Source organism: Actinoplanes sp. CA-015351, assembly GCF_050955685.1.
In the GTDB taxonomy this organism is placed as follows: Bacteria; Actinomycetota; Actinomycetes; order Mycobacteriales; family Micromonosporaceae; genus Actinoplanes.
In genome coordinates, this window is sequence record NZ_CP192102.1 from 8,446,667 (window position 1) to 8,461,202 (window position 14,536).

13 protein-coding genes are annotated in these 14,536 nt (G+C 68.8%); 11 read left to right on the forward strand and 2 right to left on the reverse strand.

Annotated elements, in window-relative coordinates; all coding sequences use genetic code 11:
- Positions 1-35: 35 nt before the first annotated feature.
- Together ACQP2E_RS38435 and ACQP2E_RS38440 are read left to right on the forward strand one after the other, a co-directional pair.
- Positions 36-545 (forward strand): SigE family RNA polymerase sigma factor, encoded by a 510-nt coding sequence (locus tag ACQP2E_RS38435; protein WP_433827831.1) that lies wholly within the window; start codon positions 36-38, stop codon positions 543-545.
- Positions 542-1,666, forward strand: coding sequence for a hypothetical protein (locus ACQP2E_RS38440; protein ID WP_433827832.1), 1,125 nt, complete (start codon positions 542-544; stop codon positions 1,664-1,666). Before ACQP2E_RS38435 ends, ACQP2E_RS38440 begins: the two co-directional genes overlap by 4 nt.
- A 477-nt stretch (positions 1,667-2,143) precedes the next feature.
- On the opposite strand, the gene ACQP2E_RS38445 is transcribed toward ACQP2E_RS38440, so the two are convergent.
- Entirely contained in the window at positions 2,144-3,574 is a 1,431-nt protein-coding gene (locus tag ACQP2E_RS38445; RefSeq protein WP_433827833.1) for a CCA tRNA nucleotidyltransferase, read from the reverse strand.
- 57 nt (positions 3,575-3,631) lie between these two features.
- Here ACQP2E_RS38445 and ACQP2E_RS38450 point away from each other — a divergent pair, with 57 nt between their 5' ends.
- The 8 genes from ACQP2E_RS38450 to ACQP2E_RS38485 all read left to right on the forward strand — a co-directional run bounded on the left by ACQP2E_RS38450 (position 3,632) and on the right by ACQP2E_RS38485 (position 12,370).
- Positions 3,632-4,510: a hypothetical protein gene (locus tag ACQP2E_RS38450; RefSeq protein ID WP_433827834.1), complete on the forward strand. Its 879-nt coding sequence runs from the start codon at positions 3,632-3,634 to the stop codon at positions 4,508-4,510.
- A 53-nt stretch (positions 4,511-4,563) separates the two neighbouring features.
- On the forward strand, positions 4,564-6,330 hold the full coding sequence (gene murJ, locus ACQP2E_RS38455) for a murein biosynthesis integral membrane protein MurJ (RefSeq protein ID WP_433827835.1): 1,767 nt from the start codon (positions 4,564-4,566) through the stop codon (positions 6,328-6,330).
- A gap of 213 nt (positions 6,331-6,543) precedes the next feature.
- Positions 6,544-8,094, forward strand: a complete 1,551-nt coding sequence (locus ACQP2E_RS38460) for a protein kinase family protein (protein WP_433827836.1) — start codon at positions 6,544-6,546, stop codon at positions 8,092-8,094.
- Positions 8,095-8,124: 30 nt separating this feature from the next.
- A complete protein-coding gene (sigM, locus tag ACQP2E_RS38465) occupies positions 8,125-8,820 on the forward strand; it encodes an RNA polymerase sigma factor SigM (RefSeq protein WP_433834262.1) in 696 nt (231 codons plus the stop codon).
- Positions 8,817-9,716, forward strand: coding sequence for a hypothetical protein (locus ACQP2E_RS38470; RefSeq protein WP_433827837.1), 900 nt, complete (start codon positions 8,817-8,819; stop codon positions 9,714-9,716). Before sigM ends, ACQP2E_RS38470 begins: the two co-directional genes overlap by 4 nt.
- 122 nt (positions 9,717-9,838) lie before the next feature.
- Positions 9,839-10,798, forward strand: coding sequence for a thioredoxin-disulfide reductase (gene trxB / locus ACQP2E_RS38475; protein ID WP_433827838.1), 960 nt, complete (start codon positions 9,839-9,841; stop codon positions 10,796-10,798).
- Between the two features lie 16 nt (positions 10,799-10,814).
- Positions 10,815-11,132, forward strand: coding sequence for a thioredoxin (trxA, locus tag ACQP2E_RS38480; protein ID WP_014448213.1), 318 nt, complete (start codon positions 10,815-10,817; stop codon positions 11,130-11,132).
- Between the two features lie 86 nt (positions 11,133-11,218).
- On the forward strand, positions 11,219-12,370 hold the full coding sequence (locus tag ACQP2E_RS38485) for an N-acetylmuramoyl-L-alanine amidase (protein WP_433827839.1): 1,152 nt from the start codon (positions 11,219-11,221) through the stop codon (positions 12,368-12,370).
- Here the strand turns inward: ACQP2E_RS38485 and ACQP2E_RS38490 are convergent.
- Positions 12,367-13,032, reverse strand: a complete 666-nt coding sequence (locus tag ACQP2E_RS38490) for a GNAT family N-acetyltransferase (protein WP_433827840.1) — start codon at positions 13,030-13,032, stop codon at positions 12,367-12,369. The two genes, ACQP2E_RS38485 and ACQP2E_RS38490, sit on opposite strands and share 4 nt — an antisense overlap.
- A 191-nt stretch (positions 13,033-13,223) precedes the next feature.
- Here ACQP2E_RS38490 and ACQP2E_RS38495 point away from each other — a divergent pair, with 191 nt between their 5' ends.
- Positions 13,224-14,534 (forward strand): PLP-dependent aminotransferase family protein, encoded by a 1,311-nt coding sequence (locus ACQP2E_RS38495; protein ID WP_433827841.1) that lies wholly within the window; start codon positions 13,224-13,226, stop codon positions 14,532-14,534.
- The last annotated feature ends 2 nt before the right edge of the window (positions 14,535-14,536 follow it).

Consider the following 14,536-nt stretch of genomic DNA (forward strand, 5'->3'; position numbering starts at 1 on the left):
GATCGGTCATGCGTCTGACCTCGTGGAGGTGACCGGTGAAGCAGTCGCTCGAAGACGAGTTCACCGCGTTCGTCGCGGAACGAGGGCAGTCGTTGCTCCGGATCGCGCACGCTATGACGGGGGATCGGGATGCCGCGCAGGACCTGGTGCAGGGTGCGCTGGCCAAGGCGTACTCGCACTGGCCACGCATACACGGGGACGCGGAGGCGTACGTCCGCAAGATCTTGTACAACGACCGGGTGTCCGCGTGGCGCAAGGCGGGCACCCGCAACGAGGTGACCGTGGCCGACGTGCCGGACCGGGCGAACCGGGAACGGCACGACGACGACGTGGCGGAGCGCCTCGCGCTGCGTGCGGCGCTGCTCTCGCTCCCCGCACGTCAGCGTGCGGTGCTGGTGATGCGTTACCTCGAGGACCGTTCCGTGGAGGAGACCGCCGAGGCGCTCGGTTGCCGGCCCGGAACGGTGGTCAGTCAGGCCTCCCGTGCCCTGGTCAAACTTCGCGCCCTGGTCGGCCGTGTCACGCCGTTGGAGGCATCCCGATGAGAGATCTGGAGGACAACCTGCGCGACGCGGTTCTCGACCTCGCCGACGATGCTCCTCGGCCGCTCGATCTCGTGGCCGCCGCGCGTACCAAAGGTCGCCGGATCCGGCGGCGGCGCCATGTCGCCTTCGGCGCGGTCGCGGTGGCGCTGGTCGCGGTCACCGTGACGCCGTACACCGTGCTCCGCAAGGACGCGTCCGAGCCGCTGCCCGCGACCACGGTGAGCCCGAGCCCGAGCCTTCGGCCTTCGGAAGAGGCGACGCCGGCCACCGTTTCGCTGCCCGCTTTCGACGCCGGAAAGCCGTATCAGCTGCTCGGCGGCGCGGTCGTCACCGCACTGAGCCGCACCATGAACAAGGTGGACGTGAACGCCGAGGATGAAACCCACCACGTGCTGCTCGACCGGAAAACCGGCCGATACAGCGAGCTGACCGGGGATTACCGGTCGGTGGTGCCCGGTCCGGCCGGCCTGATCGCGGCCTACGACGGCTCATCGGCGCCGACGACCACCCGGATCGTCACCGCGTCAGGCGACGTGCGCAACCTCATCTACTACCGGCCGATCGGCGGTGACCCGGATCCTGAGTGGTCGCCGGACGGTTCCCACCTGCTCATCCCGACCGACGAGGGTTTCACCATCTCCGACGTGACGGGAGACGACGACGTCAAGACCGGTGCGCTCGCCAACTGCCCGGACTGGTGCTCGCTGTCCTGGCTGCCGGGCGGCAGGGAGTTCGCCGTGACGCAACGCGACTCCACCCAGCCGCGCTCCGAGGCGATCCGGGAAAGGGTCGGATCACTCGACATCTACTCGGCCGGTACCGGCAAGCCGGTGCGATCGATCAAGATGACCGGCCGGCCGCTCGGCACCCGGGCCTGGTCCCCCGACGGCCGGCATGTCCTGGTCCGCCCCGAGAGCGGCTCGATCGTGCTCACCGACGCCGAAGACGGATCACCGATCGCCGACCTGATCGGCTCGGACGCCCTCTACCTGAAGGACGGCCGGATCCTCACCGTCGACGACGAGTTCGTGATGCTCTACGACGCCAAGGGCCGCGCCTTGGAGCAGGCCGCCCTGCCCAGGGAGTTCCAGGGCCTGGCCGTGAAAGCGGGACTGCCATGAGCCACCCCGAAGGATCTCGTGCATTCGCGGTCGTGGCACAGCGGCCCGAGCTCACAAGCTTCAAGGCGCCGCTCGGAGATCTTGTGCGGCTCGGCCGGCCGAGCAACCACGAGTGCACGAGTTCGCGCGACGGCCGTCCGTGTTCTATGCCCCACTGGTCTCCAAGGTTCGGCGAACGCGCTGCTTCACAGGGCTGACGTGGCGAAACGCGCTGCCTCACAGGGCCGACGTGGCTAACGCGCTGCTTCACGGTTCCGACGTGGCGAATCGCGCTGCCGCACAGTTCCGACGTGGTGACGCGGTGCTTCACAGTGCCGACGTGGTGAGCGGGGTGCTTCGCCGATCTTGTGGACTTCGGCGAACCGTTTGCGCGTAACTCCGCAAGATCGGCCAGGCCCGTTCGATCTTGTGGAGTTACGCGGACACGTCTGCGGGGAAGTCAACAAGATCCAGGCCGACCTGAAGCGGGGCGGGGCCCTAGGAAACGTGTCCCTGCTCGCGGGCCCATTTGAACAGCTCCGCCTCGGCCTCGTCGCGATCCAGCGGCCCCCGGTCGAGGCGTAGCTCTTTCAGGAACCGCCACGCCTGACCGACGATCGGGCCCGGCGGCACACCGAGAAGCTCCATGATCGCGTTGCCGTCCAGGTCGGGGCGGACCTTGGCCAGGTCCTCCTCGGCCTCTATCCGGGCGATCCGCTCCTCCAGCGCGTCATAATCCGTCGCCAGCTGCGAGGCCTTGCGACGGTTACGGGTGGTGACGTCGGACCTGGTGAGCTTGTGCAGACGAGAGAGCAGCGGACCGGCGTCGGTGACGTAACGGCGCACTGCCGAGTCGGTCCACTCGCCTCTCCCGTACCCATAGAAGCGCAGGTGGAGGGCGACGAGCCCGACCACCTCGGAGATCACGTCCTTGGGGTATTTCATGGCTTTCATGCGCTGCTTGGTGAGCCGTGCGCCAACCACCTCGTGGTGGTGGAAGCTGACCCGGCCGTCGCGGCCGACCGCCTTGGTCGCCGGCTTGCCGATGTCGTGCATGAGGGAGGCCATCCGGAGGACGAAGTCCGGGCCTTCGTCGCCCTCGAGCCGCATCGCGTTCGTCACGACGATCAGCGTGTGCTCGTAGACGTCCTTGTGCTGGGCATGCTCGTCGATCTCCAGCTTGAGCCCGGAGACCTCGGGGAGGAACCGGTCGGCCAGCCCGGTGTCGACAAGCAGGCGCAGGCCACCGATCGGGTCGGCGGCGGTCATCAGCTTGGTGAACTCGTCCCGGATACGTTCCGCGGTGATTCGGTCGAGATCAGGTGCCATATCCCGCATAGCGGAAATGACCGGCTCGTCCACTGTGAACCCGAGCTTCGCCGCGAACCGCGCGGCCCGCAGCATCCGAAGTGGATCATCGCCGAACGACGACTGCGGTGCGGCGGGCGTCCGGATGAGCTGCCGGGAAAGGTCCTCGAGCCCGCCGAACGGGTCGGTGAACTCGTGCCCCGGCACCGAGACGGCCATCGCGTTGATCGTGAAGTCCCGCCGGGACAGGTCCTCCAGCAGCGAGTCGCCGTAGGAGACGATCGGGTTGCGGGTCACCCCGTCGTACGCCTCGGCGCGGAACGTGGTGATCTCGATCCGCAGACCGTTTTTCTGGATGCCGATCGTGCCGAACTCCCGGCCGGTCTCCCAGATCGCGTCGGCCCACCCGTGCACCGCCGAGAGCGTCTGCTCCGGCCGCGCATCGGTGCAGAAGTCGAGGTCGTCGCCGAGGCTGCCGAGCAGCGCGTCACGGACCGAGCCGCCGACGAGGTGGAGCTCATGGCCTGCGGCGGCGAACCGGCGGCCTAACTCGTCGGCGACGGGGGACACGCGGAGCAGCTCGGCTACCGCTTTCTGCTGGGCGGAATTCAAAACAGACATGGGGTGACCAGCTTATAGGCTTTGGCAGTCGGTCAAGTCGCCGGGCAGGATGGCTGCGTGCCCGTTTCTGAGGCGCTGCTTCCCCTGACCCAGGACCCCGGGTTCTGGACGGGACAGATCAGCGAAACCGACGACCTCCCACCGCAGCTCCGCGTGTCGTTTCCGGTGGTGGACGGCTATTCGCTGGTCCTCGACATCGAGCTTCCCTCGGGTGATCGCGCCCTCGGCCTGCGCCGTCCCGCGTCGAGCGAACCGGTCCAGCTGGGCTGGGCGCCGGCCGCCGGCCCGTACCCCGCCGCGCTGCACTGGTGGGAGCTGGAGTCATTCGCACGGGTGATCGCTCTGGAAGATCCGCTGCTGCCCCATCCCGGTCTGGTGGTGGCCCTGCTGTCCCCGTTCGCCCCGGCGACCGCCGACGACGATCTGGCGGCGATCGCGGCGGTGCGTGAGGCCGCGTACCGATCGCTGCGCCGGGAGGTGCCGCCCGCGCTCCCTTCCGGCCCGGAACAGACCCCGCTGCCGCTTTTCGCCGACGAACGCTGGTGGCCGGCCCCGCCGGCTCTCTCACCCCAGGTTCTCGACGAGGCCGCTGTCGCGGCCCTGAGCGCCCCGGCCTGGGCGACACTCCAGGTCCGTGCCGGGAGTCGCTTTCCGCACGAGGACATCCTCGATCTGGTACGCCGAACCGGCGCGCGCCTGCGCCACATGCCCGAACAGCATTGGTACGCGCAAACCCGCACCCTGGCCCGCCGGATCACCGACTCCGGTGACCTGGCCCTGGTGCCGGCGCTGCTCGGCGCGCTGACTGAAGCGGGGTGCGACCACCCGACCGTTCTGGATGCGCTGAGTGAGCCCTTGGTTCCTCTGGAGGCATGCTGGATGGTGGAAACCCTGGCCGGAGCAGATCCCGGCACCCTCCTGCGTCACCACCTGTGACCGTCACCCTTATGGTGACTTCAATATCGGCACGTGTGTAGGAGGAGACTCGGGTGAACGGCGGTCTCTACCGGAGCACGCACGCGACGCCAGATGATCAGCAACCACTGGCGGAGGACGGCGTCACCGTGATCTCGGTGGATGCCGAGATCCCCGGCGGCGACCAGGCACTGCCGCCCGAGGAGGTGCCGCCGGCCGAGACCACTGGTGACGGCGGCACGGCCGGGCAGAGCGCGATCATGGCGATCGGCAGCCTGGTCAGCCGGGTCATCGGCTTCGTCCGGAACGCTCTGATCGGCATGACTCTCGGCGCGGCCGGCGTGGGTGACGCGTACACGAGCGCCCAGTTCCTTCCCGGCCAGATCTATGAGCTCCTGCTCGGCGGCATCCTCTCCAGCGTGCTCATCCCGCTGCTGGTCCGGCGGCGCAAGGCCGACCCGGATGGCGGCCAGGAATTCACCCAGAAACTGCTCACCTTCGCGGTCACCTCGCTGGCGATCGCTACGGCACTGGTCGTGATCGCCGCGCCGGTGATCACGGCGTTGCAGGCCAGCGACGGGAACACCGAGGCCTACTCCGGACTGGTCACCAGCTTCGCGTACCTGATCCTGCCGATCATTTTCTTCACCGGCCTGTCCGCGCTGATCGCCGCGGTGCTGAACGTGCGCGGCCACTTCGCCGCGCCGATGTGGGCGCCGATCCTCAACAACATCGTGGTGATCGCGACCTGTGGTGTGTTCGTGCTCGCCTTCGGCACCGACGGCGGGCTCACCCCGGAGAGCATCACTCCGGCCCAGATCCTGCTGATCGGCGGCGGCACCCTGCTCGGCATGGTGGTGCAGGCGGCCGGCCTGCTGCCGGCCCTGCGCAAGGTCGGCTTCCGCTGGAAGTGGCGCTGGAGCCCGCGCGAGCTCGGCCTGCGCGAGATCGGCAACCTGGCCGGCTGGATGCTCTGTTACGTCGCGGCGAACCAGGTCGCGGTCTTCGTCGTGGTCCGCATCCTCAACGAGGTGGCCGGCAAGGGCAGCGCCAGCGTCCTGGCCTTCAACAACGTCTTCCTGCTGACCATGATGGCGCACGGCATCATCGGCGTGTCGGTGATGACCGCCCTGCTGCCGAAGATGAGCGCCGCCGCGGCCGACGGCCGGTACGACGAGGTCAGCGCCGACCTGACCCGGGGCATCAAGCTGGTCAGCGCCGCGCTCGCGCCGATCGCGGTGGTCTACGGCGTGCTCGGCGACCCGCTCGCCGTCTTCCTCTTCCAGGGCGGCAACTTCGACAACGACGCGGCGCTGGACACCGGCACCGTGCTGACCGTGTCGGCGTTCGCCGTGCTGCCGCTGTCGATCAGCTACCTCTGCACCTATGCCTTCTATTCGCTTCAGGGCAACAAGACGGTCGCGCTGATCAACATCCCGGTGGTCGCGGTCCGGATCGGCGCGTACTTCGCACTCGCCGCGATCCTCAGCGAGTCGCTCTCGGCGGCCGGCATGACCGCCGCGAACGCGGTGTCGTACCTCGTCTCCGCAGTGATCTCGCTGACCGTGCTGCGCCGCAAGATCGGCCGGCTGAACCTCGGCTCGGTCGCGGTGTCGCTGATCAAGGTGATCGTGGCGGCCGCGGTCGCCGCCGGACTCGGGCTGCTGGTCGTCAGCCTGCTGCCCGGCGCCGGCGAGCCGGACGGCCGGATCGAGGCGCTCGTCCAGCTGCTCGCGGGCGGCGCGGTGATCCTCGTCGCCTATCTGGCCGCGGCGCTCGGCCTGCGCGTCCAGGAGATCAGCCAGGTCGTCGGGATGGTCCGCCGCAAACTGGGTCGTTGATCAAGCGCAAGCCCGTCCTGATCAGGAGTTTCTGATTCAGCTCCGCCCGGATTGTCCCGTTTGATGACGGCACGATGCGATGCCGCGCCGGGGGGACGACCTGCCAGACCCTGGCCCTGTACGGGTATGGTCGGTGAGCATGTGCGCGGGAGCACGTTGTCCTGAGCGCCGAGTCATGTACCACCCAGGAATGCACCACCCGAGGGAGGACTGGTGACCCAGGTCGGCGAAGGCCACGAGACCGCGGCCGACGAGGCCGGACCGGTCTTGACCTTCGGTGCGCCCACCGCCGGGGAGATTCTGGCTGAGCGTTACCAGCTGGAACAGCATGTCAACAACGACAGCGCGGGCCGTCAGGTCTGGCGCGGCATCGACGTCGTTCTCCGGCGCCCGGTCGCCGTCGTTCTTCGACACCCCGGCGGCGCCTCCGCCACCGAGATGCTCCAGGCCGCGGTCGCCGCGAGCCGGGTGATCCACCCCAACCTGGTCGGCGTCTACGACGCGATCGACGAGCAGGAGCGGGCGTACGTCGTTCGCGAGTGGGTCGAGGGCGAGTCGCTGCGTGACCTGGTCGGCGCCGAGGGTCCGCTCGACCCGGCGCGGGCCATCGCCATCGCGCACTCTGTTGCTGACGCGCTCACGTCGGTGCACGCCACCGGCATGATCCACGGCAACGTGCACCCCGGCACCACGCTGATCGGCGACGACGGCCGGGTCGTGCTGGCCGACGCCCGGGCCGACTCGGCGGACAGCGTCGAGTTGGACATCCGCGCGGTCGGCGGCCTTCTGTACTTCGCGCTCACCGGCCACTGGCCGCACAACGAGATCAGCAGCTCCGCGCTCCCTGACGCGAATCGCGACAGTTCCGGCAACCCGGCGGCGCCGCGGCAAATCCGGGCCGGCGTCCCGGCGTACCTGGACGACCTGACCATGGACCTGCTGGACAGGCGGGTCGCCGCACCGGCGGCCGATGCGCTCACGGCCGAGCTGGGCCGTCTGGATGCCGCCGCCGAGGACGAGGAGTACGAGGACGTCGGTCCGCTGCGCTTCGTCCAGGGCACCTCGTCGTCGAGCGAGCCGATCAAGAGCACTCCGAAAATCATGCTTGGCGTCGGCGCGCTCGTGATCATCGCGATCGTCGGCCTGATCTTCGGCATCCGGGCGATCACCAGCTCCAGCAGCACCGACACCGAGGCCAACCCGCCGGTCTCAGCCGGCGTCGGCCCGGACGCGGAAACACCCGCTGGCGGCGAGACCGCAGCTCCCGAGCCGAAAAAGATCGCACTCACCGCCGACCAGGTCCGCATCGTCGACGCACCGCCCGGTTCCCGGACCGACTCCGGCGAGGCGGAGTACGTCGTCGACGGCGATCAGGACACCGCCTGGACCACCTCGAGCTACAAGGGCTCGCCCAAGTTCGGCAACCTGAAAGAGGGCATGGGCGTCCTGATCAACCTGGGCAGCCCGCGCTCTCTCGCCGAGGTCCGGGTGGCGACCTCAGCCCCCGGCGTCACCATGGACGTCCGTTACGGGACGAGCGACCCGGGTGACAGCCAGAGCGGCGACGGCAAGATCCTCAAGGACTACAAAAAGCTCGGCGACGGCGACGCGGAGAAGAGCACCGGCACCAACTGGGCCTTCTCCGGCTTCGAGCCGGACCAGAAATACCAGTACGTGCTGGTGTTCCTGACCGAGCTCCCGCCGAACGAGGACGGCGACGGTTTCAAGGTCAGCGTCAACGAGATCGAGTTGTACGGGTTCTGACAGCCCCTCCCGAGAGCCGCGGTGGACTACATTGCTGGCGTGACTTCCCGGGACGTTTCTGCCGGTGTGCCCGGTGCGGGCGAATCCGCGCCGAGTGATGCCGAGCTGATCCGTGCCCACGTGGCAGGCGAGCCGGACGCTTTCGCCGAACTGGTTCGCCGCCACCGGGACCGCCTCTGGGCGGTGGCGCTGCGCACTGTCGGCGAGCGCGAAGAGGCCGCCGACGCGCTGCAGGACGCGCTGCTGAACGCGCATCGCAACGCGGCCCGGTTCCGCGGCGACTCGGCAGTGACCACCTGGCTGCACCGGATCGTGGTGAACGCCTGCCTGGACCGCCTGCGCCGGCGCCAGGCCCACCCGACCGTCCCGCTGCCCGACGGCAACCGTGACCAGGATCGCCCGTCCGCTCCGGAACCGGCCGCTCCCGCCCCCGACCACGACACCGCGCTCGTCGTCCGCGATGCCCTTGCCGCTCTTCCGGTCGATCAGCGGGCCGCGATCGTCCTTGTCGACGTGCAGGGATACCCGGTCGCCGAGGCGGCCGAGATGCTCGGTGTGGCGGAGGGCACAGTCAAGAGCAGGTGCGCCCGTGGCCGAGCCAGGATGGCGGTGACCCTCGGCTTCCTGCGGGGCGAAGGGAACCGTCCGGGCGGTGGCAACGTCGGATCCGGGTCGGGGCCGGTGACTTCTCTGCCGGCCGGGCACGATCGGAGGGATCAGCGGTGACGGGCGCCGAGTTCGAGGGGGTCGACCTCGATCTGCTTGCCGATTTCATCGGCGGCGCTCTGATCGGCACGCCCGACGACGAGCGGGTGAGCGCCCTGGTCGCCGACGACCCGGTGTGGCGGGAGGCCTACCAGCGCCTCGCTCCGGGGATGGCGACGGTCAGCACGATGCTTCGTGACCTGCCTCCCGAGCCGATGCCGACTGATCTTGCCGGGCGGCTGGACGCGCTGTTCACCCCGGTTTCCACTGTCACTGTGCCTTCGCCGGAGCAGGCCGCTGATTCCGTACCCGGGAAGGTCTTGGATCTTGCGGAGGCGCAGCGTGAGCGCGCCGCTGGAGCCCGGCCACGACGCAGGCTGCGCTGGGCCGCACCCGTCTCGATCGCGGCCGGGGTGATCGCTTTCGCGGGGTTCGGGCTGAGCCAGATCTCCGGCGGCGACGCGACCGACTCCGGTGCGAGTTCGAGCGAGGCGCAGAGCGCCGCGGACCCTGACGCGCCGATGGTCGCGATGGCACCGGCGGTGGGCACGGTCCTGCAGTCCGGCTTCGACTACGACGCCGCGTCGCTGCTCCAGGAACCCGCGGCGCTGATGGGCAGCCGATCGGCCTCCTCAGCGGCGGTCTCCTCCAGCGATGTCGACGAGTCCGCGGCGAAAGATCCGCTCAGCCGGCTGCTCGATCCGGGCGCGCTGGCCGATTGTCTGGACGCGATCGCCAGGGAAAACGGCGGCGGACCGCTGACTGTCGACTCGGTGGACTACGCCTTCTACACCGGTGCTCCGGCACTTATCGTCCGGTTCATGGGGGCAAACGGCGGGTGGGTGTGGGCGGTCGGCGCGGCCTGCGGCACGCCCATCGGTGACGCCGACGCCCTGCAGAAACTGCCGGTACGCTGACCGAACCCCGGTGAGGTCCGACACGGCCGGAACCTGGGGAATGGCGGATGCCTAGCATGACGTTCTAGCGTGCAGTGTCGCCGGCGTTTCGGTACGGCGACAAACAGACTGAGGAGTCGGCAGTGGACGAGGTCCGAAATCTGATCATCATCGGTTCGGGGCCGTCCGGCTACACCGCGGCGCTCTATGCGGCCCGTGCGAACCTCAAGCCTCTGGTGATCGAGGGCGTCCAGTCCGGCGGTGCTCTGATGACCACCACCGAGGTGGAGAACTTCCCGGGTCACCGCGACGGCATCATGGGCCCCGAGCTCATGGACAACATGCGCGCGCAGGCCGAGAAGTTCGGCGCCGAGTTCATCACCGACGACGTGACCCGCGTCGAGCTCGGCGACAAGCCGACCGAGCCGGGCACCGAGGGCCTCAAGACCGTCTGGGTCGGCGACAAGGAATACTTCGCTCGCGCCGTGATCCTGGCGACCGGCTCCGCGTGGCGCCCGATCGGCGTGCCCGGCGAGCAGGAGCTGCTCGGCCGCGGCGTCTCGTCGTGTGCCACCTGTGACGGCTTCTTCTTCCGCAACCAGCACATCGTCGTGGTCGGCGGTGGCGACTCCGCGATGGAGGAGGCCACCTTCCTCACCCGGTTCGCCGAGACCGTGACGATCGTGCACCGGCGTGACTCCTTCCGGGCCAGCAAGGTCATGCAGAAACGTGCCCTGGACAACCCGAAGATCAAGGTCGAGTGGAACTCGGTCGTCGAAGAGGTCCTCGGCGACGACGGCAAGGTGGCCGGTGTCCGGCTGCGTGACGTCAACTCCGGCGAGACCAAGGTTCTCGACGTCACCGGTGTCTTCGTGGCGATCGGCCACGACCCGCGCAGCGAACTCTTCAAGGGCCAGGTCGAGCTCGACGACGAGGGCTACGTGAAAGTCCAGTCGCCCAGTACCCGGACCAACGTCGTCGGCGTCTTCGCCGCCGGTGACCTGGTCGACCACACGTACCGGCAGGCCATCACCGCGTCCGGCACCGGCTGTGCCGCGGCGCTGGACGCCGAACGCTTCATCGCTTCATTCGTAGAGCTGTAAGACCGGGAGGGTCCTTGTGAAGGTCGTCACCGAACAGACATTCGCCGCCGACGTGCTGCAGTCCGACAAGCCTGTGCTTGTCGACTTCTGGGCCGAGTGGTGTGTGCCGTGCAAGAAGGTGGACCCGCTGCTCGCCGAGATCGCCGACTCGGAGCTGGGCTCGCAGGTGGAGATCGTCAAGGTCAACATCGACGAGAACCCGCAGATCGCGATGCAGTACCAGGTGATGTCGGTTCCGACGCTGACCATCTTCAAGGGCGGCGAGCGAGTCAACTCGGTGGCCGGCGCGAAGCCGAAAAGCTTCCTGGTCAACTTCATCGAATCGGCTCTCTGACGACCGTTCGTACGCCCCGCGCCGTTCTGGTACGCGGGGCGTACGCTCGTCAAGGTTCGTCCTTCCTCGCCCCTAGGGAGTCGTGAGTGCGGTCCATCCGACGCGGAGACACCGGTCCTGCCGTTTCTGAAATCCGGTCGATCCTGGCCGGTCTGGAGCTGATCTCCGCAGACGAGCCGGATGTGTTCGACGAGGCGGTCGAGGACGCGGTTCGCGCGTTCCAGCAGGGCCGAGGGCTCGGTGTCGACGGTCTGGTCGGCGACGAGACCTGGGGCGCTCTGGACGCGGCCCGCTGGCGTCTCGGCTCGCGGACTCTCTTCCACTCGGTCCCCGACGCGCTCGTTGGTGAGGACGTGCGGGCGCTTCAGGAGCGTCTGCTGGAGATGGGTTACGACACCGGCCGGCCTGATGCGATCTACGGAGCGCGTACCGCCCGGGCGGTGGCGCAGTTCCAGCGTGAGGTCGGCCTGGCGCCGGACGGCTCCTGCGGCCCGCAGACCATGAAGGCGTTGCGCCGGCTCGGCCGCAAGGTCGTCGGTGGCCGCCCGCAGTGGCTGCGTGAGGCCGAGGCCTTCCGCCAGTCCGGTCCCAACCTGGTCGGCAAGACCATCGTGATCGACCCGGGTCACGGCGGTGGTGACGACACCGGCGTCGTGGTGCCCGACGGTCCGCTCCGGTGGAACGAAGCGGACCTCGTCTTCGACCTGGCCACCCGGCTCGAGGGCCGGCTCGCTGCAGCCGGCATGCGGGTGCATCTGACCCGTGGCCCGTCGCCGGCCGGCCCGATGAGCGGCGCCGAGCGCGCGGCTCTGGCCAACAGCCTCGGCGCGGACCTGCTGATCTCGCTGCACCTCGACGGGCAGGACACCGAAACCGCCCAGGGCGTCGCGACGTACCACTACGGCACCGGCAACGGTCTGAGTTCCACGGTCGGCGAGCGTCTGGCGGCTCTGGTGCAGCGCGAGATCGTGGTCCGGACCGGGATGCACGACTGCCGCACCCACGCGAAGACCTGGGACCTGCTCCGCCTGACCCGGATGCCGACGGTACGCGTCGACCTCGGTTACCTGACCTCGCCGCACGACCGCGAGCACCTGATCGACCCGGCGTTCCGTGAGCAGATCGTCGAGGCGCTGCTCGCCGCCGTCCAGCGGATGTATTTCCCGGTGGAGCGGGACGTGCCGACCGGCTCGATCGACGTCCGCCAGCTGCGACTCGCCCTGGCCGATCGCGCCTAGTTGTCCGCGGAGCTGGTGGCCGGCATCGGCCGCAGCAGCTTTTCCGGGCTCATCGAGCCGAGCAGCTTTTCCAAGGCGTACTCGACGTCGGACTTCCAGGACAGGGCCGTCCGCAGCTCCAGCCGCAGTCGCGGGTAACGGAAGTGCGGGCGGACCGTTTTGAAGCCCACCGACAGGAAGAAGTCGACTGGCGCCAGGCACGTGCCGTCGCGCTTTTCCTCGTCGTCGGGCTCGCCGGCTTTCGCGTCGCCGAACGCCTCGATCGCCTTGATCCCGCGTTTCGTCAAATCGCGCGCCACGCCCTGCACCAGCATCCGGCCCAGGCCGCCGCCGGCGAACGCGGGCACCACCTTGGCCGTGGTGAGCAGTGCGGCGTCCGCGCTGACCGGGGACGTGGGGAATGCCATCGAGCGGGGGACGTAGGCCGGTGGCGCGTACATCACGAAGCCTGCAGGCATGCCGTCGACGTACGCCAGCTTGCCGCAGGAGCCCCACTCCAGAAGCGTCTGTGAGACCCAGGCTTCTTTTTCCAGCCCGGGGTCGCCGCTGGCGCATGCTCGCTCCGCGCTGACCGGGTCGAGCTCCCAGTGGACGCACTGCCGACAGGGCCGGGGCAGGTCCTCAAGGGTGTCAAGAGTGAGATTGACCAGGCGCCGCGACATGGCAAACTCCCTGCACAGAACCGGGACAGATCGGAAACGCTCTTCCGCGCCCCCCGCCGAATCCTACGCCGGAATCACCATGAACGGGACCAGGTCGGGCAACAGCCTAATGGGACGACCGGTCTCAGCGGCGCTTTCCCCGTTTACTATCGATGGCGTCTGCACCACCGATTCAGCGAGGTGAGAGCCGCATGACCGGCACAACTCAGGATGATTACACCGATCGGTACGCCCGACGTGTTCGCGGGATGACCACGTCCGAGATCCGGGCACTGTTCGCCGTCACGAGCCGCCCCGAGGTGGTGTCGCTGGCCGGCGGCTCGCCGTACATCGCGGCCCTCCCGCTCGACGCGGTCGGCGAGATGCTGAACCGTCTCGGTTCCGAGCAGGGCACCACCAGCCTTCAGTACGGCATCGGCCAGGGCACGATCGAACTGCGCGAACGCATCTGCGACGTGATGACTCTGTCCGGCATCCACAACGCGTCCCCGGACGACGTGGTGGTCACCGTCGGTGGCCAGCAGGCCCTCGATCTCCTGGCCCGGCTCTTCCTCGACCCGGGCGACGTGGTGCTCGCCGAGGGGCCGACGTACGTCGGCGCACTCGGCGTCTTCCAGGCCGCCCAGGCACAGGTGAAGCATGTGGTCATGGACGCAGACGGCCTGATCCCGGCAGCACTCGAAGAAGCCATCGCGGAAACCGAGAGAGCAGGCCGCAAGGCCAAGTTCCTCTACACGATCCCGACCTTCCAGAACCCGGCCGGCGTCACCCTCTCGGAGGAGCGGCGCGAGCAGGTGCTCGACATCTGCGAGCGCGCCGGTCTGCTAGTGATCGAGGACGACCCGTACGGAATGTTGTCCTTCGAGGGTGAGGCGCCGCTTCCGTTGCGCGCCCGCCGCCGCGACGGCGTCTTCTACGTCAGCACCTTCTCCAAGACGTTCGCGCCGGGCCTGCGGGTCGGCTGGATCCTCGCGCCGCACGCCGTCCGGGAAAAGCTCGTCATGATGAGCGAGGCCAACGTGCTCTGCCCGAGCGCGTTCGCCCAGGGCGCCGTGACGCAATACCTGACGGCGATGCCCTGGCAGGAGCAGATCAAGGTCTACCGCGAGATCTATCGCGAGCGCCGCGACACCCTGCTCGAAGCCCTCGCGGCGCAGATGCCGGAAGGCACCACCTGGACCCGCCCGGCCGGCGGCCTCTTCGTCTGGGCCACCCTCCCCGAGGGTCTCGACTCCAAGGCCATGATGCCCAGGGCCATCGCCGCGCGCGTCGCCTACGTTCCCGGAACGGGTTTCTACGCCGACGGGACGGGCAGGGGGAACATGCGGCTCAACTTCTCGTTCTCGTCGCCTGAGCGGCTTCGTGAGGGCGTGCGGCGCCTGTCCGGGGTGATGGAGAAGGAGCTGGAGATGCGCGCCGTCTTCGGTGGCTCCGCAGCGCTGGCTCACCAGCGCCGTCGTGGTCCGGCCGCTGCCGACACCCCCGGCCACGAGTTGGCATGATC

Bases quoted from the DNA above. Each gene is read 5' to 3' on its own strand.
- ACQP2E_RS38440 (WP_433827832.1), top strand. From the start codon at position 542: ATGAGAGATCTGGAGGACAACCTGCGCGACGCGGTTCTCGACCTCGCC.
- ACQP2E_RS38445 (WP_433827833.1), bottom strand. From the start codon at position 3,574: ATGTCTGTTTTGAATTCCGCCCAGCAGAAAGCGGTAGCCGAGCTGCTC.
- ACQP2E_RS38490 (WP_433827840.1), bottom strand. From the start codon at position 13,032: ATGTCGCGGCGCCTGGTCAATCTCACTCTTGACACCCTTGAGGACCTG.
- ACQP2E_RS38495 (WP_433827841.1), top strand. From the start codon at position 13,224: ATGACCGGCACAACTCAGGATGATTACACCGATCGGTACGCCCGACGT.